Annotated in this window: 22 protein-coding genes and 2 pseudogenes; 16 read left to right on the top strand and 8 right to left on the bottom strand. The window is 40.6% G+C overall.

The genetic code is table 11. From position 1 onward, the window contains the following. The first annotated feature begins 14 nt into the window (after positions 1 to 14). The 3 genes from ectB to AB4486_RS07425 all read left to right on the top strand — a co-directional run bounded on the left by ectB (position 15) and on the right by AB4486_RS07425 (position 3,183). The gene (ectB, locus tag AB4486_RS07415; RefSeq protein WP_372110430.1) at positions 15 to 1,280 is read left to right on the top strand and encodes a diaminobutyrate--2-oxoglutarate transaminase; all 1,266 of its coding nucleotides are present in this window, start codon (positions 15 to 17) and stop codon (positions 1,278 to 1,280) included. Between the two features lie 13 nt (positions 1,281 to 1,293). Then, entirely contained in the window at positions 1,294 to 1,680 is a 387-nt protein-coding gene (locus AB4486_RS07420; RefSeq protein WP_010431969.1) for an ectoine synthase, read from the top strand. A gap of 78 nt (positions 1,681 to 1,758) precedes the next feature. After that, positions 1,759 to 3,183 (top strand): aspartate kinase, encoded by a 1,425-nt coding sequence (locus AB4486_RS07425; protein WP_017065849.1) that lies wholly within the window; start codon positions 1,759 to 1,761, stop codon positions 3,181 to 3,183. A 123-nt stretch (positions 3,184 to 3,306) separates the two neighbouring features. Here the strand turns inward: AB4486_RS07425 and AB4486_RS07430 are convergent, their stop codons facing one another. Beyond that, positions 3,307 to 4,647 (bottom strand): sigma-54 interaction domain-containing protein, encoded by a 1,341-nt coding sequence (locus tag AB4486_RS07430; RefSeq protein WP_372116865.1) that lies wholly within the window; start codon positions 4,645 to 4,647, stop codon positions 3,307 to 3,309. A gap of 335 nt (positions 4,648 to 4,982) precedes the next feature. Between AB4486_RS07430 and AB4486_RS07435 the strand changes: the two genes are divergently transcribed. The 6 genes from AB4486_RS07435 (at position 4,983) to AB4486_RS07460 (ending at position 9,169) form a co-directional block, all read left to right on the top strand. Continuing rightward, positions 4,983 to 5,528 (top strand): BON domain-containing protein, encoded by a 546-nt coding sequence (locus AB4486_RS07435; RefSeq protein ID WP_017065851.1) that lies wholly within the window; start codon positions 4,983 to 4,985, stop codon positions 5,526 to 5,528. Between the two features lie 42 nt (positions 5,529 to 5,570). Next, complete coding sequence (locus AB4486_RS07440; protein ID WP_372116866.1) at positions 5,571 to 5,741, top strand: DUF1328 domain-containing protein; 171 nt, start codon at positions 5,571 to 5,573, stop codon at positions 5,739 to 5,741. Positions 5,742 to 5,749: 8 nt separating this feature from the next. After that, entirely contained in the window at positions 5,750 to 5,947 is a 198-nt protein-coding gene (locus AB4486_RS07445; protein WP_010431955.1) for a hypothetical protein, read from the top strand. A 70-nt stretch (positions 5,948 to 6,017) separates the two neighbouring features. Next, entirely contained in the window at positions 6,018 to 6,446 is a 429-nt protein-coding gene (locus tag AB4486_RS07450) for a hemerythrin domain-containing protein (RefSeq protein ID WP_010431952.1), read from the top strand. A 150-nt stretch (positions 6,447 to 6,596) separates the two neighbouring features. Continuing rightward, on the top strand, positions 6,597 to 8,210 hold the full coding sequence (locus tag AB4486_RS07455) for a diacylglycerol kinase family protein (protein WP_372116868.1): 1,614 nt from the start codon (positions 6,597 to 6,599) through the stop codon (positions 8,208 to 8,210). A 41-nt stretch (positions 8,211 to 8,251) separates the two neighbouring features. Continuing rightward, entirely contained in the window at positions 8,252 to 9,169 is a 918-nt protein-coding gene (locus AB4486_RS07460) for a mechanosensitive ion channel family protein (protein WP_017065202.1), read from the top strand. Positions 9,170 to 9,357: 188 nt separating this feature from the next. On the opposite strand, the gene AB4486_RS07465 is transcribed toward AB4486_RS07460, so the two are convergent. Then, the gene (locus tag AB4486_RS07465) at positions 9,358 to 9,768 is read right to left on the bottom strand and encodes a hypothetical protein (protein ID WP_372116870.1); all 411 of its coding nucleotides are present in this window, start codon (positions 9,766 to 9,768) and stop codon (positions 9,358 to 9,360) included. Between the two features lie 107 nt (positions 9,769 to 9,875). Next, positions 9,876 to 10,304 carry a DUF2383 domain-containing protein gene (locus tag AB4486_RS07470; protein ID WP_010431941.1) on the bottom strand — a complete coding sequence of 143 codons (429 nt, stop codon included), beginning with the start codon at positions 10,302 to 10,304 and terminating at the stop codon, positions 9,876 to 9,878. Between the two features lie 305 nt (positions 10,305 to 10,609). Here AB4486_RS07470 and AB4486_RS07475 point away from each other — a divergent pair, with 305 nt between their 5' ends. From AB4486_RS07475 to AB4486_RS07490, 4 genes are all read left to right on the top strand, one after another. Next, positions 10,610 to 10,858 (top strand): hypothetical protein, encoded by a 249-nt coding sequence (locus AB4486_RS07475; RefSeq protein ID WP_010431939.1) that lies wholly within the window; start codon positions 10,610 to 10,612, stop codon positions 10,856 to 10,858. Between the two features lie 35 nt (positions 10,859 to 10,893). Continuing rightward, positions 10,894 to 11,382, top strand: a complete 489-nt coding sequence (locus AB4486_RS07480) for a hypothetical protein (RefSeq protein ID WP_065583857.1) — start codon at positions 10,894 to 10,896, stop codon at positions 11,380 to 11,382. Then, complete coding sequence (locus AB4486_RS07485) at positions 11,369 to 11,581, top strand: hypothetical protein (protein ID WP_102333542.1); 213 nt, start codon at positions 11,369 to 11,371, stop codon at positions 11,579 to 11,581. The genes AB4486_RS07480 and AB4486_RS07485 overlap by 14 nt, the downstream gene beginning before the upstream one ends. Before the next feature lie 99 nt (positions 11,582 to 11,680). Beyond that, entirely contained in the window at positions 11,681 to 12,736 is a 1,056-nt protein-coding gene (locus AB4486_RS07490; protein ID WP_102428895.1) for an AI-2E family transporter, read from the top strand. 419 nt (positions 12,737 to 13,155) lie between these two features. Here the strand turns inward: AB4486_RS07490 and AB4486_RS07495 are convergent, their stop codons facing one another. From AB4486_RS07495 to AB4486_RS07505, 3 genes and pseudogenes are all read right to left on the bottom strand, one after another. Continuing rightward, positions 13,156 to 13,785, bottom strand: coding sequence for a bifunctional 4-hydroxy-2-oxoglutarate aldolase/2-dehydro-3-deoxy-phosphogluconate aldolase (locus AB4486_RS07495; RefSeq protein WP_229647613.1), 630 nt, complete (start codon positions 13,783 to 13,785; stop codon positions 13,156 to 13,158). Between the two features lie 15 nt (positions 13,786 to 13,800). After that, positions 13,801 to 14,768 (bottom strand): annotated as a pseudogene (locus tag AB4486_RS07500) (sugar kinase). Positions 14,769 to 14,881: 113 nt separating this feature from the next. Further along, a complete protein-coding gene (locus AB4486_RS07505; RefSeq protein WP_372112828.1) occupies positions 14,882 to 16,315 on the bottom strand; it encodes a PTS transporter subunit EIIC in 1,434 nt (477 codons plus the stop codon). A gap of 260 nt (positions 16,316 to 16,575) precedes the next feature. On the opposite strand from AB4486_RS07505, the gene AB4486_RS07510 reads away from it, so the two are divergent. Continuing rightward, positions 16,576 to 17,775 (top strand): enolase C-terminal domain-like protein, encoded by a 1,200-nt coding sequence (locus tag AB4486_RS07510; protein ID WP_004732372.1) that lies wholly within the window; start codon positions 16,576 to 16,578, stop codon positions 17,773 to 17,775. Between the two features lie 203 nt (positions 17,776 to 17,978). Here AB4486_RS07510 and AB4486_RS07515 read toward each other — a convergent pair whose 3' ends face one another. Beyond that, positions 17,979 to 18,686 carry a GntR family transcriptional regulator gene (locus AB4486_RS07515; RefSeq protein ID WP_086775952.1) on the bottom strand — a complete coding sequence of 236 codons (708 nt, stop codon included), beginning with the start codon at positions 18,684 to 18,686 and terminating at the stop codon, positions 17,979 to 17,981. Positions 18,687 to 18,963: 277 nt separating this feature from the next. On the opposite strand from AB4486_RS07515, the pseudogene AB4486_RS07520 reads away from it, so the two are divergent. After that, positions 18,964 to 19,586: pseudogene (locus AB4486_RS07520) on the top strand (HAD family hydrolase). 37 nt (positions 19,587 to 19,623) lie between these two features. After that, complete coding sequence (locus AB4486_RS07525) at positions 19,624 to 19,818, top strand: hypothetical protein (protein ID WP_017072485.1); 195 nt, start codon at positions 19,624 to 19,626, stop codon at positions 19,816 to 19,818. On the opposite strand, the gene AB4486_RS07530 is transcribed toward AB4486_RS07525, so the two are convergent. Next, positions 19,815 to 20,387 (bottom strand): sugar O-acetyltransferase, encoded by a 573-nt coding sequence (locus AB4486_RS07530; RefSeq protein WP_371725632.1) that lies wholly within the window; start codon positions 20,385 to 20,387, stop codon positions 19,815 to 19,817. The genes AB4486_RS07525 and AB4486_RS07530 overlap by 4 nt on opposite strands. Between the last annotated feature and the right edge of the window lie 11 nt (positions 20,388 to 20,398).

Here is a 20,398-nt window from a genome sequence, read left to right on the forward strand (position 1 = left end):
ATAACGGCCTTATCATGGATATTTTTAAAAAGCAGGAATCTAACGTACGTTCATACTCGAATAGTTTTCCAGTCACTTTTGCTAAATCAAAAGGCTGCTGGCTTGAAACAAAACAAGGTGATCGTTACCTCGATTTTCTTGCTGGAGCAGGATCTCTCAATTACGGTCATAACAATCCAATACTTAAGCAAGCTTTACTTGAGTATATTGAAATGGATGGAATTACACATGGCTTGGATATGCATTCAGAAGCCAAAGCTGAATTCCTAGAAGCTCTTAGTCGCTTTATTTTGGAACCTCGAGCATTAGATTACAAAGTTCAATTTACCGGCCCGACAGGAACAAATGCGGTTGAGGCAGCGATTAAGTTGGCGAAAAAAGTAAAAAGTCGAAGCAGTATTGTTGCATTTACCAATGGTTTTCATGGTTGTACGGCGGGTGCATTGGCTGCTACAGGCAACCAACACCACAGGCAAGGTGCGGGCTCAAATCTCAACAACGTTACGCGTTTGCCATTTGAAGGTTACGCTGGAATCGATGGTTTAAAATTATTTGAAACGATGTTAACCGATAATTCCGCTGGTATGGATAAACCTGCTGCCGTTTTATTGGAAACGGTTCAGGGTGAAGGTGGGTTAAATGTCGCTTCAAATGAGTGGCTACAGAAGTTAAGCAAAATCTGTAAAGCCCACGATATCCTACTTATTGTGGATGATATTCAAGCCGGTTGTGGTCGAACAGGAACGTTTTTTAGCTTTGAACCTTCAGGTATAAAACCAGATATCGTTACGCTATCTAAGTCGATAAGTGGTTATGGCTTACCGATGGCTGTGGTTTTATTAAAACCTGAACTAGACAAGTGGGAGCCGGGAGAACACAACGGCACCTTCCGTGGTAACAACCATGCGTTCATTACTGCTGCGAAAGCGTTAGAAATGTATTGGTCAAATGATGATTTTGAAAATCATATTCAACGTAGCTCAAGCATGGTCGATGATGTCATTCAACGCAATCTCAAGCGTTTCCCTGAGCTATTTGTTCAACGCAAGGGACGCGGAATGATGATTGGCATTGAATGTAAAGATGGGAACACAGCTGATGAGATTGCAAAAGTGTGTTTTGACAAGGGCATGGTAATTGAGACCGCAGGTCCAAACGATGAAATCTTGAAGTTCTTTTGTCCATTAACCATTTCAGAATCGGAATTGATGCAAGGTTTAACTATGTTCGAAGACTCAGTTGAAGTGGTAGCAACCAAGCATTTCAAGAAAGCATCGTAATAGGGAGAGTAAAATGATTGTTAGAACACTTGATGAATGTCGTAATAGTGAAAGACGTATTGTATCGGATAACTGGGAAAGTACTCGCATGTTATTGAAAGATGACAATATGGGATTTTCTTTTCATATCACAACAATTTACGAAGCGACAGAAACACATATCCATTACCAAAACCACTTGGAGTCTGTGTTTTGTATGAGTGGTGAAGGAGAGATTGAAGTCGTTGGTGGTAAAACTTACCCAATCAAACCCGGTACGCTGTACATCCTAGATAAGAATGACGAGCATTATTTACGCGCATATAAAAACAAAGAAATGACAATGGCTTGTGTGTTTAACCCACCAATTACTGGCGCTGAAGTACACGATGAAAACGGCGTTTATCCACTCGTTGATTAACCCATATCTTCAGGGGTGATATCTCACCCCGCTCCCTATTATTTAGTCTTTAATCTCTTCAAGAACAAAAGGTCTTTTATGACATTTACCGTAGAAAAAATCGGCGGTACATCAATGACAGCATTTGATGCTGTGCTCGACAATATTATTCTCCGCCCTCAAAATCCGTATAACCGAATCTTTGTTGTGTCCGCATACAGCGGTATGACGGATGCATTGTTGGAATGTAAAAAAACAGGTAAGCCTGGTATCTATCAATTGATAGCGATGCGTGACGATTCGTGGAAGGATGCTCTATCTTATATTGAACGCCGCATGCTATTGACCAATGAGCATATTTTTGCGGATCCAATGAATCGTATGAGAGCTGATAAGTTCATCCGGTCTCGTATTTCAGAAGCTAAAAACTGTATCACTAATATTCTTGAAACGTGTCAATACGGACAGTTTTCACTGCGACATTATTTACCACAGATTAGAGAGTTTCTTTCTTCAATTGGAGAGTCACATAGTGCATACAACACGGCTCTTAAATTAAAAAACATTGGTATAAACTCGACCTTTGTTGACCTTTCTGGTTGGGACAACAAAACCCCTCAAAGTTTGGACGATACCATTAGAGAGGCTTTCTCTGACATTGATGTTACTGAGGAGCTTCCCATAGTAACTGGTTATGCATATTGCAAAGAAGGTTTGATGCATACTTATGATCGTGGTTACAGTGAGATGACGTTTAGTCGTATCGCTACTATTACTGAGGCTTCATTGGCGATCATCCATAAGGAGTATCATTTTAGTTCGGCTGACCCAAAAGTCGTTGGTGTAGGTTCGGTTAAACCGATTGGGGCAACCAATTATGATGTTGCCGATCAACTGGCTAACCTTGGTATGGAAGCTATTCACTCTAATGCGGCTGCTGGGTTACGAGAAAGTGGCATAGAACTGCAAATCAAAAACACTTTCGAGCCAGAACATGAGGGAACACTGATTTCTTCTGATTACCGACCAGACACTAATCACATTGAGATCATTGCCGGAAAACAGAAGGTATATGCGTTACACGTTTTTGACCAGGGAATGGTCGGTAAGGCGGACAATGTTAGTTATGAGTTAATGGAGATTATCGCAGATGCTAGAGTGAACCTTATTGGTAAAGAGATGAACGCCAATTCTATTACCTATTATCTAGGTGGTAGCACCGAGAGTTTAAACAAGGTGTCTTATAAGGCTGAGAAACGTTACCCTCAGGCATCTATTTCAGGTCGAATGGTCGCTATAATCTCAGCGATCGGTTCTCAAATTGATACCAATAAAACGCTCGCTAATGGTGTATTGGCTTTGATGAACCATAGTGTTACGCCTATTGCATTACATTCGTCTATGAGAAACGTAAATGTGCAATTTGTTGTGAGTGATGACAAGTATCAACAAGCGATTTGCGCGTTGCATGAAGAATTCTTTGACCAAGATAAAAGAACCGAGACATCGGTGAATGCAGCATAAAATTTAACAGTGGAGGGCTCACCCTCCACTGTTAAATTTTCATGGAAAAGCAAAACATCAACTGCAAATTAACGATCGCCTGTATCTATTTTGATCACACAGCAACATCAGATATGAGTATTACTACTCTTGATACTTATCGAGCTTGTTATAAAGCGTTTTGATGCTGATTCCCAAGTCTTGTGCTGTTTCCTTTTTGTTGCCTTCATTTTCTTCGAGCGTATTGATAATCGCCGCTTTCTCAATCTTCTCAAGAGAAACACCCGCCGGAACCATATCCTCAACGGTAGTCCCTGTTTCTAAAGGCGGAGTATCAAAAATTAGGTGTTCATCTTTAATCGTCTCATCTGCCAATATAAAAGCTCTTTCAATACAGTGTTTTAATTCCCTGACATTCCCTGGCCATGCATGGGCTGATATTTTTTGAAGCGCTGATGTGAAAATGGTCTTCGCAGTGGTTTCATTTGCGTTGCGATGAGAAATAAAATGTTTTGCTAAGCCGACGATGTCGTCGCCTCTTTCACGCAATGGAGGGACATGTATGGGGAAGTGAGCCAACCTGAAATAGAGATCCTCTCTCAAAAACTGTTCTTCAATAGCGACTTGTGGATCTCGGTTTGTCGCTGCAATGACTCGAGTATTAGCGATACTCGTTGCATTACTGCCTACAGGGCGATATTCACCTGTTTCTAAAACTCGTAGTAATTTGACCTGGTGTTCAAGTGGCATTTCGGTGATTTCGTCGAGAAACAATGTGCCACCTTCTGCTTGCCTAAACACCCCTTGGTGTGTGCGATTCGCCCCTGTAAAAGCGCCTTTTTCATGACCAAATAATTCACTATCAACTAACTCAGGGCTGATAGCACCGCAGTTGATCGCAATAAAAGGTTGGTTTTTACGATCACTGGCAAGGTGAATCGTTTGTGCGACTAATTCTTTACCTGCCCCACTTTCGCCGACAATCAAAACATTGGTGTCAGTCTTCGCGACTCTTCTTAAAGTTCGATACAGCTTATGCATGGGCTTAGAAGAACCGACTAACATACCGAACTGGTCTAAATCGCTGGTGGACACTTTACGCCCTTCTTCCTGCTTCTGGAGGAAGTATTGACTGAAGTCTGCAAGGGTATCTTCCAATATTTGCATGTCGACGGGCTTTCTATAATGGAAGATTGCGCCATGGTTCATCATCATGTCTAAATTTTTGTTTGGCGTACCTGTACTGATAATAATCAAGTCCATTTCGTCCAACCCTGTTGCACTCGATAAGGACTTAAAATCATCGTTAGTAAATCGAGAGACTTCAACAATAGCAGTATCTGGTTGCAGTTGTTGTAGCTTGTCAATCCAATGAACATCCATAGTACTTTGAATTATTTCAAAGCTTGATAATTCATCTAGAGAGTTTATTTTAGACCGCAATAATTCATCTTTTAACTCTATAAAAAGTGTCGGTAATGACATGATTTAACTCTCTTTTTGTACGACAGAAAACGACCTTGATAATAACATGATGTCCTTAAAATATGAATCTATCATTTACTATACGCCACCTTTTAAATGTAGTTACAATATTACTGATAGTAGAAGTGGCTAATTAACAGTATTGATATTAATTATTCTAGGATCTCCATTGATGATAATTTTTACAAAATACTCGTGTAATTAATACACCTCCGATTATTTTACCAATGGTAAATTTTCAAAATTAAAGTGTAAATCCTTTATTTTCAGTCAGTTAAAAAGTTGGCATGCTGGTTGCAATTGTACAAGTGTCAGTTAACTAGAGGAGATAATTAATGAGAAATACTGCAAGTAAAATATTATTAGCTACTTTGATTGCAACTTCTTCATCAACTGTTTTTGCTAATAGCATGTGGGAAAAAGAAACTTTCGATGCGTGGATTGATGGAAAAGCAGAAACGACTTTATTACTGAATACTAATTTAAACTCATTTGACATCAACACCTACGTTAAAAATCGAGTGGTTACTTTAACTGGCTCGGTTAAAAATGAAACAGAGAAAGATTTGGCAGAAGAGTTAGTGCTAAGCCTAGATGACGTTAAGTCTGTAAAAAACGAACTTACAGTGATTGATGAAGACAAAGAAAAAACACCCGCAGCCGTACAAGCTTTGACTGATGCTCACATAAAGACACTGGTAATCACTCGTTTATTAATGAATACCAATGTTAGTGGTAGCGATATTCAAGTTGAAACCGAAAACAGTGTGGTTATCTTGAAAGGTTCAGTTTCATCAAGCAGTGAACACGACTTAGCTTTATCTATAGCAAATAATACCCCGAATGTAGAGAGAGTGGTGGATAAATTAAATATTATTTAACCTCTCTACAATTGGTAATTTATTAAAAATTGGGGAATAACGATGATTCGCTGGTCGCTAATATTTTTTATTGTCGCAATTATTGCCGCCCTCTTGGGATTTAGTGGTATCGCTGGGGCTGCTGCGACAGTAGCAAAGATCATATTTTATATATTTGCAATATCACTACTGGTTTTAGTGGTAATTATGTTGCTGAATAAAAACAAACATTAGGAGTTTATATGAACATCAAATCGAACGCTTACCGTTTTTTAACTATTGTGGGTATTACATTTGCACTTGCGGCATGTAGTGATGAAGGTCCGATGGAACAAGCCGGGGAAAATGTAGATGAGGCTGTAGAGGATACTCAAAACGCAATAGAAGATAGCTGTGAAAATATTAAAGAGCATTTAGATGCGAAAGATGAAGATTGCTAGAACTGTCATCTAGAGTGCAATGAGATGCCAAAATCCTCATAAAAATAAACCAATGAAGTAGGAATTAGACATGAAAAATATATTTGATGTGCTCAAAGACAGTCATGAAAAGCAACGACTTTTGATGGATGCGTTACTCCAAACTTCGGGAGACACACAAGCTAGGCAAGAACTCTATGTTAACCTTAAGGATGAGTTAACCAAGCATGCGATTGCAGAAGAGCGCCATTTTTATGCACCTTTGATCGAGAGTGATCAATCCATTGACATGACTAGACATGGAATCGCTGAACATCATGGAATCGACAAAATACTCGCTCAACTCGATGATACAGAGATGTCTTCACCAGCTTGGCTTGTTTTAATGAAAACATTAAAAGATAAGGTTGAACATCATTTAGAAGAAGAAGAGCAGCGTTTTTTTCAAACCGCAGGTCGAGTCTTAGATACTGAACAAAAAGAAACATTAGCTCGTAAATATGAAAAAGAGGTTGCTTGAATCACGAAGTAATCAAATTCTTTAAATAAGTATAAAACTGCTTTGTTATCAAGCTAAGGGCTCATTCTTGAGCCCTTCTTTTATTTAATTTAGAGATAGATAAATTTACGGATAAATATATTTAAATTCACGGATAAATTAAGGCGTAACATGTTTATTATTAAATATTATATGCTTCTTGCTATAGCTTGTTTTTTTGCTGCTGCTCTTATACCACAGCTAATAATCCGTGGTGTTTTTGCCTGGTGTAGTTTGTCGATGTTCATCGTTAGTGTTGCCTACATCTTCGATATGCCGTCAATATTTAGGAAGACTAGCGATGGGAAAATAGTGTGGTGGATTAGATGGATCTTCATTCCATTCTTCTTAGGTGTTCGACTGTACAATGCATGGGCAATTAAAAGAGATAAAGTTGAACCAATACAGAAGGTTGGAAAAGGTTTATATGTATCTCGTCGTTTGTTCCCTTCAGATTTATCGTTCTTAGAATCTCAAAACATCCATTGTATTGTAGATGTTACAGCTGAGTTTTCTGGTTTAGAAAGTGCAATGACCGGTGATCAATTTCGCTATTTAAACACCCCGGTTCTTGATCATAAAGTCCCTAAAACGCATAAGCTTAAACATGCTATAAATTGGATCGATACCCAAATCAATCAATCTAGATCGGTTGTTGTGCATTGTGCTCTCGGTCGAGGACGTTCTGTCTTTGTCGTAGCTGCCTACCTTTTAGCAAAAAATTCGTCACTTACTGTAGAGCAGGTCTTGAAAAGTATTAACGACGTGCGAAGTACAGCCCAATTGAACCATCTACAACTAAAAACACTTCAAGCAATCAGTGATAAAGGTTTGCTCACTCTTGGCCATAAAGCTTGCCTTATTGCCAACCCTGTTGCAGGTGGTGGTAAATGGTTGGCGAATGAACAACAGGTTATTCGTGAACTTACGAGAAAGTACAGTTTAGATATTTTTCTTACTAGCCAAGAAGTATCAGCAGAAATATTAGCTAAGCAGGCCAAAGACCGGAATACTGCGCATATTATCGTTGCAGGTGGCGATGGGACGGTTAGTGAAGTCGCAAGGCAAGTTAGGAAGACTGATACACAACTCGGGATTATACCTTTGGGTACCGCGAACGCTCTATGTCATATGCTTTATGGATTGACCTCGAAAATATCGCCTGTTGAAAAAGCGTGTGAGGCTATTTTATCTGGCAACTCAAAAAGAATCGATCTGGCGTTCTGTAATCAACAACCAATATTACTGCTTCTTGGTATTGGGTTTGAAGAACAGATGATCGATTACGCACATCGAGAACAAAAAAATGAAAAAGGACAATTCGCGTATTTGACTGGGTTCTTCAATGCAGTAATCACCGACGATAATCAACACTTTCAAATTTCAATCGATGACCAACCATCACAAAGTATGAAATTACAAAGTTTGGTCGTGGCGAACTCTTCCCCTTTTAGTACTGTGCTTGCTCAAGGGGGACAGCCTCCTAGGCCGGATGATGGGAAGCTGCATATTACCTATTTGGAAAACACAAATTCACTTAGTAAACGAGCTATCGCTCTATCTGATCTGTTGTTATCGAGTCTCGGAGCGAAAGAACAAGCTAGTTACTTTACTTATGCTTCGGCACAGCTCGTTAAAATTGATTCTGACCGACCTATTTCATACGTGATTGATGGAGAGACGTATTCGGCTGATTCGCTGGAGATAAGTATTGATAAGCAAGCCTTAACGGTTTGTATTCCATGAATGTATTGAATAATCCGCATATTGAATAAGAAGGAGACACCATGGACATGAATCTCTCTTTTAACTTAGAGAAGTTTCAGCATCTGATAGAGGGTAAGTTAGAGCATTGGTTAGTTGAAGCAATTAAACTTATCCCTAACCTGATTGTTGCTTTTGTTACGTTTCTTATTTTTATCTTTGTTGCCAACATAAGCGGTAAGTTGTTTAAAAGATTGAGCAATAGAGTTGTCGACTCTCAAGAAGTCATTAACTTACTGGCTTCTATTGTTAAGGTTACCATTGTTACTATTGGATTTTTTGTCGCGTTAGATTTTGTTGGGCTCCAAGGTACGGTTACATCGTTGCTTGCCGGTGCCGGTATTCTAGGTTTAGCTATCGGTTTTGCTTTTCAAGATATGACTGAGAACCTCATTTCAGGTATTACAATGAGTATTCGTAAACCTTTTAAAATTGGCGATGTTGTTGGTTCCAACGATGTCATGGGTACCATAGTCAAAATAAACTTACGAAATACACTGGTTGAAACGTTCTCTGGTCAACACGTCATGATTCCCAATAAGATGGTTTTCCGAAATATTTTGACGAACTACAGTCGAAAAGGACGAAGAAGGGTCGAGATCCCTGTGGGGATTTCCTACGCAGACTGTCCCAAAAGAGCCGCTGAGGTGATAACCAAAGCGATAAACCAAAAGTCTTATGTTAGTCGGAAAGAAGATACGACGGTTTACGCTTCAAGCTTTTCTGATAGTAGCGTTAACTTATTGGTTTGGTTTTGGATTGAGTACCCAGGAGGTTTTGGTTATATGGACGCAAAGCACGACGGTATTATAGCGGTTAAAGAGTCATTATCAGAGGCTGGAATGACAATACCGTTTCCGATTAGAACACTTGATTTTGATCCCAAAGGCGGTAAAAGTCTGTCTAGAATGATGACTGGGGCTGTCGATGACGCTTCCTAGAATAACATAGCGGTCCCTCTCGTAAAAAAGCGTCAAGGCAATATGCCTCGACGCTTTTTATTTTGAGTGATGTCAGAATTAGATCAGAATTAAACCTAGATTATTCCCACTGTTTAATGATTGTGTTGTAGGCTTTGATTCTCTTCTCAAGTTAATTAATCGTATCTATTTTAGATGGGTTATATCTGTTACAAATGCTTTGCTATCTCATCATTTTCAACTTGCAACGCCGCAACCCAATAGGAGAAAAAAGCAGACATATGTTGATTGTTAAACTTTCTAATAGTGTTTTTGAGGTAAGAAATTAGGCTTAAATTACTCTGGTACATATCGTTATAACTAACAATTAACGCAGGGGGCTGACTCAATATGTCATTGTTATTAACTTCATTGTTAATGCAGAACTTGGTGTTTACTTCGTTTATTAATGAACGTTCAACTTTTATAAATCGATTTGCAGCTCTTGCAATGTTCCCATGTGCTTTCTGTTCAATTAGGTCAACACATGAGAAGTAGTGATCTTTCAATGTACATAGTATTTTTTCTATGCCTTTATAGTGAATTACCTCAAGGGGATCATTGTCCTTTTTAAACAACATATCATTACTCCTTTTCATCTCAGTAGTATTTATAATTTCAGTTGATTTATAAGAATTAAAATAAGCCTTTTCTTTGATTCTGATTTCCAACCATCATTCGCTAATAACTAATTCTGACGCATGTTGTGTATTTGGTCTCGACATGATTCCATTTCATTTTTTACCACTTTTAATCTTCTTCTCCCTTCTAAATCAGGGTTAGTTTCTAGCAGTGATTCAATGTCGGAAATGATCTTTGTCTCGACACCTTCTAGGTGCTTTAAATAGAGCTCTTGATTGTTTTTACCTTTTGTATCTTCCGCTTCAATACAGCGCTCTCTGGCATTTATCGTATAACTAGCGGGTATCTGTTCTTGATGTATTTTTGAGTAGTAAGTTAAAGATTGTAACTTTAACTCTGCACATTTCTTTACCGTGTAGATATCAAAAAGATTTTTTGCCATCTTTTCACTTCTTATGTTGGATATCGCTTTTTCGTAAATAATATTTCCACTTTTTATCAGGTTAACAATAGATAATATACTTTGGTTTCTCATGAATCCTCATTTGGTTCTAAGCTGTATTTGGTTTATTGCATTTTTTATGCCAATTAATAACCCTATATTCAGCTTGTTTCGTCTAAGGTTTTACTTTGTTTTTGTAAAAAATACATTAATAGATGTTTTCTAGTGAAATTATTACATTGATTAATGCCATTTATTAATGATATGGGAGCTTATCTTCAATTATTCTGGTACTTGTGAAAGTTGGCACGATGCTAGCATTGATTATTAAAGTAGCTAGAGATTAATAGTATTAATATTATTCTCTGGCTTATGATAATCAAATAAGGAGAAAACTTATGCCAAAGTCAAACGCTAAAAATTCAGAAGCCAAACAACAAATTGAAGAAACTTATGAAAAAGCTGAAGAGGCCGCAGTAGAAGTTATCGAAAATGTGAAAGAGGCGGTCCATGAAACTCTCGAGGCCAGCTCTGAAAGTGTGAAGAACACGTCTGAGAAAGCGGAAAACATCATTAAAGAGCGTCCATTATTGAGTGTTGGCTGTGCGTTTCTCGCTGGTTGGGCTGTCTCGAAGTTAATCAAATAGCCATATATCAACATCGCAATTGAGAGAGCACCGTTATGCAGGTAAATAGTCAAAATGACCCAGTAAACTCTGCCAATGATAAATCGAGCGATCGTAAGGTGGATGATCTTAAACGTTCTGCTTCTGAGTTAAATGGATTGTGGAAAGACTTAGCTATATTACAGACACATACCCAGCAATGGTCTCAATCGACCTTAGAGCTTTTCTTATTGGAGTTTCGCAATAGTGTTGATGCATTTAAAAAGCGTCTTGTGTTTCAGCTCCTCTTTGTTGCGTTGTTACCGCTGTTTCTTTTTAGTATCGCCGTCGGTGCTGGAGTAGTGATCTACTACTTCACTTTGAATCTGTTAGCGGGTTACGGCGCGTTTATATTCACACTCGGTTTGATTCTAATATGCTTGGTACTTCGTTCTAGTTACTTAAAGCAATTTATAGGTTTTGAATGTACGAAAGAGCAATTGAAGGAGGGGTTACATGTCAGCACTCAAAAATCGACAAAGACAGATTCAAATGAAAAGACTTGAGGGGAGAAGTAGAGCTCGTCAAGTTGAACTTTGTATGGGACTTATTCGTCACAAAGGAAAAGAGTTTGTTCACAAGTACCCCTTGTATGCTCTTGGCATCACAGGCCTTGGTGTTGTAATTTTGAATCGAACTCATCGTTTTAAATCGTCTGTTTTTGGTTATAAACAGCTATCGCTAATACTTAATTTACTTAAGTAACCATCATTTTGATTCAAGTTAGTGTTGGCTGACGGTATCGAGTGCCTGATTCAAATTGACGAAGCCTCAAAAACAAAACCTTCTACTCATAGGAATAAAATGACATCAAAAAAATACAGTATTCTTAGACAACGAAGTGTGTTGCAAACTAGTTTTATGCTCCTTGCTGTTCTCATGATGTCTATTTTTACATTACATATCGCCAAGCCATTTTTGTTGCCAATCATCTTTGGTGCTTTTATTTCTTTGCTATGTAGCCCTCTAGTTAACTACCTTACTCGCTTCGGTATCCCTCGAGTCATTAACGTAATGGCTGTACTTATTGGTTTTATTGGCTTTGTTGTGATTAGTTTGAATATGTTGAGTGAGCCCGCTCAGCAATGGTGGTCAAAATTACCAATGTTGGTTGAGAATGTATCTAATGAAGTGAGTGAGGTTACTCAAAACAGTCGCTTAACTGACGCCACCGGGTTCTCCATGAGTAGTACTGTTACCAATGATGGGCTTACCAATAACACGGCTTTTTCCATTATAGAATCAGTGCTTACGACAACACCAACCATTGTTACTCAGTTGTTGGTTGCGTTTCTTATGGCGTATTTCATGATGAGTTACGGTCGAAAAATTTATTCTCAAAGCTTATCTCTTTTTGAATGCTTTTCAGATAAGCGTAGGGCTGTTGAATTGGTTAAAGTTGTTCAAAAGGATTTGTCTCGTTACATAGGCGCCATCACCATCATTAATGTTTGCTTAGGACTCACTGTTGGCTTTGCTTTTTATATGATGGGATTGCAAGACCCTTTCCTTTGGGGCGCTTTTGCAGGCTTAATGAATTTTATCCCCTATCTTGGCCCGATGGTTTCAGTTACGTGCTTTGCTTTAGTCTCTTTTATACAGTTTGAGTCGTTTAGCTACGCATTGACGGTCGCTGCGATCTTCCTGGCGATTAATTTGATAGAAAGCCAATTGGTTACTCCTACATTACTGGGGAAAAGGTTTAGTCTCAATCCGCTGATTTTATTTGTATGGCTTGTATTTTGGGGTTGGCTATGGGGCTCTATGGGAATGCTAGTAGGGGTCCCATTACTTGTCTGTGTGAATGTATTTTTTGAACAGTTAAGACATCCAAGGTTGAATGCTCATAAAGGTCAGTAGAGCAGAAGTAAGCCTTGATAACCACTCAGCGTCACTTCTTTCTGTGAGTGTTAGTTCTGTTGCTTTATGACTCCTTTTTGGACAGCTGGCTGAGGTTAAACTCTGTGTGAGATCAAACTAGTATCGCTATAGGCTTCAAAAGCAATAGTTGCTGGTTCTATTTCACTTAGAAAGGTTAAGAGTCGGTTGCGACGAAGCGCCTCCACCTCACAACGGTTATGTGCGATAGCATAGAAGCAATGTTTACCTAGGTCGATACCTAAAGTATGGATAGAAGATATTTGGTTCACCTCACTCTGAGAGCCGACTCTAAGCTTAAGGGCTTGAGAGTGAGGCGGATCATATAATTAAGCCTCACCAAAGTGCTGTGGCTTTATTGTTAGAAACTAAACAGGCTCTGTTTACCTGAATGACATAGACTAGTGATTCACCTGCTCAACAATCTCGCGTGTTAGGCGTGCGATCTCGTCCCACTCCCCGTTTATAACCAGCTTCTTGTCCACCATCCATGTACCACCGCAAGCTAATACTTGAGGCACTGCTAAGTAGTTATCGATGTTTGATGGCGTGATACCGCCTGTAGGCATGAGTCGAATATCGCCGTATGGGCCAACGAGCGATTTCACCATGCTGATGCCGCCAGATGCTTCTGCTGGGAAGAACTTCAAGGTTGTTAGGCCCATCTCTAATGCCGCTTCAACGGTGCTTGGATTGTTCACACCTGGAATGATATCGATGCCGATCTCTTGGCATGCTTTAACTGTGTTCGGATTAAAGCCCGGTGAAACCACAAACGTTGCGCCCGCTTCTTTTGCTGCGAGTGCTTGCTCACGGTTCAAGATGGTGCCCGCGCCGATCAGCATGTCAGGCTGAGCTTCTCGAAGCAGTCGGATAGCTTCAACAGCGGCGTCTGAACGGAACGTAATTTCAGCGGCGGGAAGCCCATTCTCAGCCAATACTTTGCCTAGAGGGATAATATCCTCTGCGTTATCAATGGCGATAACAGGGATAACTTTAAGTGCGTTTAGCTGTTCGTTAATTGTAGACATGTGTACTTCTTAATATCAGTTTGAAAGAGTGTCGGTGATGGATTTTGGGATGATTGCGCCATTATGTTGAATCACCAATCTGGCTAATGCATTACCTTGATGGCAGGCTTCTTCAATAGAACCTCCAGCGAGATAGCAAGATAAGAAACCGCCGTTAAAAGAGTCGCCAGCAGAGGTGCTATCAACCACAGTCTCGACAGGTGTCGTTGTGATTTTTACTGGCTCATTTGCGGGGTTTTCGCTGATCAAGCAGCCTTCAGCACCAAGCTTGACAACAACGGTTTTGACACCGAGCGTATGCAGCCTTGTTATGGTGTCTTGTGGCGTTTGATCGCTCCACAACAGTTGTTCATCATCGAATGTGACTAGGGCTATATCGGTCGTTTTATAGCCTAATAGATAGCATTCTTTAGTTGCGGCCTCTGAGCTCCACAACTTTGGTCGGTAGTTACTATCAAAGGCGATGGTAACGCCACGTTCACGCAGGCCTTCAATGATAGTGAGCAACTTTAGCTGATCGCTGTGTGGCAGTATCGCGAGGGAAATGCCACTCAGAAACACCATATCAACATCGTGAAGTTGGTTGGCTATCTTATCGAAATCGGGGTGCTGTACCATGTAGCGAGCCGCCGAATCGTTGCGCCAGTATAGGAAGGTGCGCTCACCAACATCGTCGAGTTGAATGAGATAGAGCCCGGGTGAACGCTGCTCGTCAATAAGCACGAATTCGGTTGATAGTCCTTCATCTTGCCATCGGTTAAGCATCTCTTGGCTGATAGCGTCTGAGCCAAGCGCCGAGACATAGCTTGTTCGTATCGCTGGATTCGCAGTGTTATTGCAGTTCATGGGATTGCTAACCGCAGCGCTGCGGTTCAAGTAGATTGCCGCGTTTAATGTGTCTCCACCATAGCTTTGATGCATGTTGCCAAATGGAGCCCATTCAGTTCAATCATGCACTCACCGATGATTGCGATGTGGGTCATAATATAGCCTTAGAAAGGAAAGGTTGGGTTTGTTCGTATTGAGGAAAGCATGACCATAATGAGATATGGTCATGCTTTTTCGATTCTAATCTTACGGGAGTGAGACTAGCCGATTACTTGTTGTCTAGTTTTACGAACAACATCGTTAGGACGAAAGACAGTGCAAATACACCCACCACGCCCATCAGTGCTTGAATGAAGTTTTGCGTACCGCCTGCAAGGTAAGCTGGCAAGCTGAATACAGAAGAAAGAATGTAGCTTGTTAAGTGCGTATCGATTGTTACCGAGATAGCACCGAACACGCCTGCAGCCAAGCTCGCGGTCATCATCGCTTTGGTGTATTTCGTGAGTACACCAAATAGAGCCGGTTCCGTGATGCCTAAGATAGCGGTAACACTTGAGCCCATCGTAATTGAAGATTGCTCTTTAGAAACCGTTTTACGTTGCTTGTGCCAGATAGCCATTGTCGCGCCAGCAATTGCCATGTTACCTAAGCACATGATCGGCATAAGTAAATCCTTACCATACAGTGCAAAGTTGTTCAGGCTGATTGGCGTCATGCTGTGGTGGATACCAAATACGATGGTAATCGGGCGAGTTAGACCAAACACAAAGCCCGTTAACGTGGGAGAGATTTCCAGTAGTGAACTCATTACCCAACCTGCGCCATTACTTAGCCAGATTCCTGCAGGGCCAACAAATGATAGTGTGATGGTTGAAGTCACCGTAAAGGCAAGCAGTGGCGTAAATACTGGCTTTGCTGAAGAGGGTACCAGTCGGTCAACTAGAGGTGTCACTTTAGACAATAACCAGATTGCTAGAATCGCAGGAACAATCGCGCCGCCGTAATTAAGCAGTTCAATAGGAACCACGCCTAGCACCGTCAGCTCAGGAGCCGCGCCAGCATCTTTTAGCATCACCGCTTTATCTACTAGCTTGGGTGCTAGCATTGCAGAGGAGACAGCAAGTGCGATGTACTCGTTTACTTTGAATACCTTAGCGGCAGAGAAAGAGACCAGCATAGGCAAGAAGAAGAACACAGCGACAGAAATTGAACGGAAGAAATAAACCGTGTCTGAGGTTTCAGAGATAACGTTTGTTGCGATAAGGCCAGAAAGTAGACCCATTAACATACCTGCACCGGCAATCGCTGGAACTACTGGGCCGAAGATACCCGCGACAATGCGCATCACGCCTTGGAACAGCTTGCCTTTCTCTAACTCATCTGCAGGGTTAGCGTCAGCTTGCTGAGTATTTGATAGTGCGTTGAACCACTTCTCGACCTCAACACCGATGATGACTTGAGTTTGGCCTTGTTGAAGTACCACACCTTTCACATCTGCGATCTGCTTGATCGCTTCTTCGTCTACCAGCGCTTCGTCGGCTAATTTGAATCTCAGCCTTGTCATACAGTGCGTGATACTCACGATATTGTCTTCACCACCAAGTGCAGTGATTAATAACTGTATATTTTCTTTGAAATTTTTATTTTTCGATGATGACTTCGAGTTATTAATAACGGCATCACTCTTTTCTACCATTTGCATACTACACCTGTTATTGGAATATATTTAACTCGAGCAATCATAACGACAATCAATTTAAATCCAACGCAGTAGAAAGAGATCTCAATCACACTTAAAATTCGAAAAATTATTTTTCCACCGTTTTTAGCCAATTGGTATGTTTTGTTTATCAAAAAAATACTCTTAACGTACCAATTATTTTTACGAAAAATTAGTGCTTGAAATGTGCTTTTTAAAGCGGTTAGATAATAGGAGTTGACTTAAGTTTAGGTTATTTAATTGTGAAAGAAACTATTATATCTGATATCCATTGTATTATTACTAAGCCAGACAGACACAATCTCATTACCGTGGTAGTTGAAACGAATGAAGGCGTGACTGGGTTCGGTTGTGCGACATTCCAACAAAGACCGCTTGCTGTAAAAACAATGGTCGATGAATATTTAAAACCTATTCTTATTGGTAAAAACGCCAATAATATTGAAGACTTATGGCAAATGATGATGGTCAACGCTTATTGGCGAAATGGCCCTGTTATCAATAATGCAATTTCCGGTGTTGATATGGCCCTGTGGGATATCAAAGCTAAATTGGCGGGTATGCCGCTACATCAATTATTTGGTGGTAAGTCTCGTGATGCTATTCCTGTATACACACACGCGACTAGCGATACGATGGAAGGTATTTATGAGCTGGTGGAATCTTTCCTAGACAAAGGCTACAAGCACATTCGTTGTCAGCTTGGTTTCTATGGCGGCGTTCCAACCGATTTGCATACCACTCAAAACCCGACTGAAGGCTCGTACTACGACCAAGATCAGTACATGGACAATACTCTAACGATGTTTAAGTCGTTGAGAGAGAAATATGGTAACCAATTCCATATTCTTCATGATGTTCATGAGCGCCTATTCCCGAATCAAGCGATACAATTTGCCAAAGAAGTCGAGCAATATAAGCCTTACTTCATTGAAGATATTCTGCCGCCAAATCAAACGGAATGGTTGGATAATATTCGTAGCCAAAGCTCAGTTTCATTAGGCTTAGGGGAATTGTTCAATAACCCTGAAGAGTGGAAATCACTGATTGCTAACCGTCGTATTGATTTCATTCGCTGCCATGTTTCACAGATTGGTGGCATTACTCCGGCTCTGAAACTCGGTCATCTATGTCAGAACTTCGGTGTTCGTATTGCATGGCATTGCCCACCAGATATGACGCCAATTGGTGCAGCGGTAAACACGCATTTGAATGTGCATTTACACAATGCCGCTATTCAAGAACATGTCGAGTACAACGAGAATACGCACAAGGTATTCCCGAACGCTGCAGAGCCAATTAATGGCTACTTATACGCTTCTGAAATAGCAGGTATTGGTGTTGAAATCGACCGAGAGGTTGCAGCCGAGTTCCCTGTTATGTATCGCCCCCACGAGTGGACTCAAAGTCGCCTTCCTGATGGCGCGATTCATACCCCTTAACTCGTATTTTTAATATCAAATGGTCGCTATAAGCGGCCATTTTCTTATTTAATATACTTACCAGATATTACGTATTATCTGGTAAGTATATTTCTAGTATCATTAAATTAATAATATTAGATGTGAAATAATATTAGTGGCTAATCTATAGAGTAATTAACTTATATCTATAAAAATTAACCATATTAAATCGAATTAAAAGGTTACTTCTTATCTCGGAAGCTCATGCTCTCACTGTTAAAAGGCGTGTGGTAGGTGCATTGGTAGTTGATGTCGATGATGTCGCTGACGATGAACAGTTCACCCGATGCTAAGAAACCTCGGTTGGTGATATTCATCGCTGCTGCATTTTTTTTGCAGCCAAGTAGCTCTGCATCTTCTTTAGAAACATTGATCGCTTGGTACGTCGTTAAGTAGCTATCGATCTGAAGGCCTTTCGCTAGCGCATGTTTCTGGATTGAGCTTTCAATGATCTCGGCATTCATCTCTGGGAAGACACTGACAGGGATCTTGGCTTCTTCAATCTGAACTACTTTGTTGTTAATCAATCGAAGCCGTCTAATTTTCCAGATGTAGTCATTGTCGTCTAAAGAAAAAATCTGCTGTTCGTGGTTATCGGGTAGCGCTTTATTCAGTTGGAGCTTTTTATAAGAGATCTCTTCAAAACTGTTTTCAGTAATGGAGTTGTACACCAGTGGTGTACCAATGAGAGAAGTGTTGACGAAGTAACCAGAACCCACCTTAGATTTCACCATGCCAATAGCCTCTAGCTTGGCTAGCGCTTTTCGAATAGTAAATCGAGATAACCCATATATTTCAGAGAGTTCTCTTTCCGCGGGAAGCTTATGATTGATACTGTTTTGACAGATCTTGCTCACAATATCTTGGACAACTAACTCGTACTTTTTCATAGATCAATAACTTTAAAGTGTATTCACTGTGACTAAAGAATAGTGAACTAAATCAGGGATTCAGTACGCTCTGAATGACTCATAATTGTAACATAGAAGGTTAAGTGGGTGATGATAAATAGGGTTAGTTAGGGGTACTAGTGACCACCTTTTGCGCTGACTTGATTACATCTTGTGATTCTAGTCCTCATTTTGTAAAACAAGATTATGAACTTTAACGTGCGGCATTTAATGTCTGTGTTGTTGCTATTTTAAGTGACTAATTCAGGAGTAGGGTATGAGTTCGAATCAAATCAAAATGTCGTATTTGATGTGGGTAATGTGATTGTGCGTTGGTCGCCGCTGGAAATTACTCAACTAACGTTTGGTAACATTGCCGACCCTGAAGCCCGAGCGCTTTCGATTTTCCAAAGTGCGATTTGGTCGGATTTGAACAAAGGGTTCTTAACCGAAAATGAAGCCAAACTTCGCTACCAACAAGAGCTCGATTTATCTTCATTAGAGTGCGACCGCCTGTTTTATTACGTTAAGAAAACGCAGATCTTATTGCATGGTTCTGTCGACCTTATCGAGCGCGTAAAGCGTGCTGGGTATGGTGTGTATGCACTTACCGACAACGTGGTCGAGATTGTTGAATACTTAAAAAATACTTATCAATTTTGGGCGTTGTTTGATGGTGCGGCAGTATCTGCTGAACTTGGTTTGCTTAAGCCACAACCTGAAATCTACCAAGTGCTGTTATCTAATTATGGGCTTAAAGCTTCAGAAACCGTCTTCATTGATGATATGCCTTATAACGTTGAAGGTGCGAGATCTGTGGGTATGGCTGCTATCCAGTTTACCGATGCCGTTCAGTGTGAAAACAGCTTGCAGGCGCTTGGCGTTAATTTATTAGATTGACACCTTGGCGAGTGAGTTAAATTTGAGGGTGTAGAAAATGAAAAGATACCCACCTAAGTCTATCGTTGCATTCTTGTTTTTGACTATATCAGCGCTGGTTTTAGTTGCGGCTGTCGTGCTTCAAATTCGCGGTGAACAAGCGTGCGATAAAACAACGCTGATAATTAGATTAAGAGCCATGCTATTGAAACATCGCTCTTTTTTAGATTTGGATACGCGCTTTCTTGTTTAATCGCGAGTTTGTTCGGCATTCAAATGCCGAATCAACTTGGCTGGAGTGCCGCCGTACAGGCAATCTGGTGGTACATCACTGTTAACCACTGAGTTCGCTGCGATAACAGAGCGAGCGCCAATCGTAACGCCTTGGTTGATGACTGAGTTTCCACCAATCCACACATCGTCTTCGACTGTGATAGGTAGGCAGAAAGTTTCCCACTTACGGCGGCTGAGATAATCCAGTGAGTGGGAGGCTGTGTAAAACTGGGCACTTGGCCCTATCAATACATTGTTACCAATCTTGATATTCGCGCCATCAAGCATCACCACGTTCATGTTGATAAAGGTGTCGTCACCGATCTCGATGGTTTTGCCAAACTCGCAATGAAAAGGAGGACGGACAACGCTGCTTCCTACTTTACCAAACAGATTAGCCTGAAGACTTGGCAGTTGAGTATCGTCTGAACATTGATTCAAGTCTGATAGCGCCTTGCTGGCGTGAGTGCGCATGTGGTCTACCTCATGGTCTGCGCCATCAAAAATCTCGCCGGACAGCATTTTCTCGAGTTCTGTTTTCGTTTTCATCCCTTGCACCT

The organism is Vibrio sp. 10N.222.55.C6 (assembly GCF_041473395.1).
GTDB classification, from domain to species: Bacteria; Pseudomonadota; Gammaproteobacteria; order Enterobacterales; family Vibrionaceae; genus Vibrio; species Vibrio crassostreae_C.

Bases quoted from the DNA above. Each gene is read 5' to 3' on its own strand.
- ectB (WP_372110430.1), top strand. From the start codon at position 15: ATGGATATTTTTAAAAAGCAGGAATCTAACGTACGTTCATACTCGAAT.
- AB4486_RS07420 (WP_010431969.1), top strand. From the start codon at position 1,294: ATGATTGTTAGAACACTTGATGAATGTCGTAATAGTGAAAGACGTATT.
- AB4486_RS07425 (WP_017065849.1), top strand. From the start codon at position 1,759: ATGACATTTACCGTAGAAAAAATCGGCGGTACATCAATGACAGCATTT.
- AB4486_RS07430 (WP_372116865.1), bottom strand. From the start codon at position 4,647: ATGTCATTACCGACACTTTTTATAGAGTTAAAAGATGAATTATTGCGG.
- AB4486_RS07435 (WP_017065851.1), top strand. From the start codon at position 4,983: ATGAGAAATACTGCAAGTAAAATATTATTAGCTACTTTGATTGCAACT.
- AB4486_RS07440 (WP_372116866.1), top strand. From the start codon at position 5,571: ATGATTCGCTGGTCGCTAATATTTTTTATTGTCGCAATTATTGCCGCC.
- AB4486_RS07445 (WP_010431955.1), top strand. From the start codon at position 5,750: ATGAACATCAAATCGAACGCTTACCGTTTTTTAACTATTGTGGGTATT.
- AB4486_RS07450 (WP_010431952.1), top strand. From the start codon at position 6,018: ATGAAAAATATATTTGATGTGCTCAAAGACAGTCATGAAAAGCAACGA.
- AB4486_RS07455 (WP_372116868.1), top strand. From the start codon at position 6,597: ATGTTTATTATTAAATATTATATGCTTCTTGCTATAGCTTGTTTTTTT.
- AB4486_RS07460 (WP_017065202.1), top strand. From the start codon at position 8,252: ATGGACATGAATCTCTCTTTTAACTTAGAGAAGTTTCAGCATCTGATA.
- AB4486_RS07465 (WP_372116870.1), bottom strand. From the start codon at position 9,768: ATGTTGTTTAAAAAGGACAATGATCCCCTTGAGGTAATTCACTATAAA.
- AB4486_RS07470 (WP_010431941.1), bottom strand. From the start codon at position 10,304: ATGAGAAACCAAAGTATATTATCTATTGTTAACCTGATAAAAAGTGGA.
- AB4486_RS07475 (WP_010431939.1), top strand. From the start codon at position 10,610: ATGCCAAAGTCAAACGCTAAAAATTCAGAAGCCAAACAACAAATTGAA.
- AB4486_RS07480 (WP_065583857.1), top strand. From the start codon at position 10,894: ATGCAGGTAAATAGTCAAAATGACCCAGTAAACTCTGCCAATGATAAA.
- AB4486_RS07485 (WP_102333542.1), top strand. From the start codon at position 11,369: ATGAAAAGACTTGAGGGGAGAAGTAGAGCTCGTCAAGTTGAACTTTGT.
- AB4486_RS07490 (WP_102428895.1), top strand. From the start codon at position 11,681: ATGACATCAAAAAAATACAGTATTCTTAGACAACGAAGTGTGTTGCAA.
- AB4486_RS07495 (WP_229647613.1), bottom strand. From the start codon at position 13,785: ATGTCTACAATTAACGAACAGCTAAACGCACTTAAAGTTATCCCTGTT.
- AB4486_RS07505 (WP_372112828.1), bottom strand. From the start codon at position 16,315: ATGCAAATGGTAGAAAAGAGTGATGCCGTTATTAATAACTCGAAGTCA.
- AB4486_RS07515 (WP_086775952.1), bottom strand. From the start codon at position 18,686: ATGAAAAAGTACGAGTTAGTTGTCCAAGATATTGTGAGCAAGATCTGT.
- AB4486_RS07525 (WP_017072485.1), top strand. From the start codon at position 19,624: ATGAAAAGATACCCACCTAAGTCTATCGTTGCATTCTTGTTTTTGACT.
- AB4486_RS07530 (WP_371725632.1), bottom strand. From the start codon at position 20,387: ATGAAAACGAAAACAGAACTCGAGAAAATGCTGTCCGGCGAGATTTTT.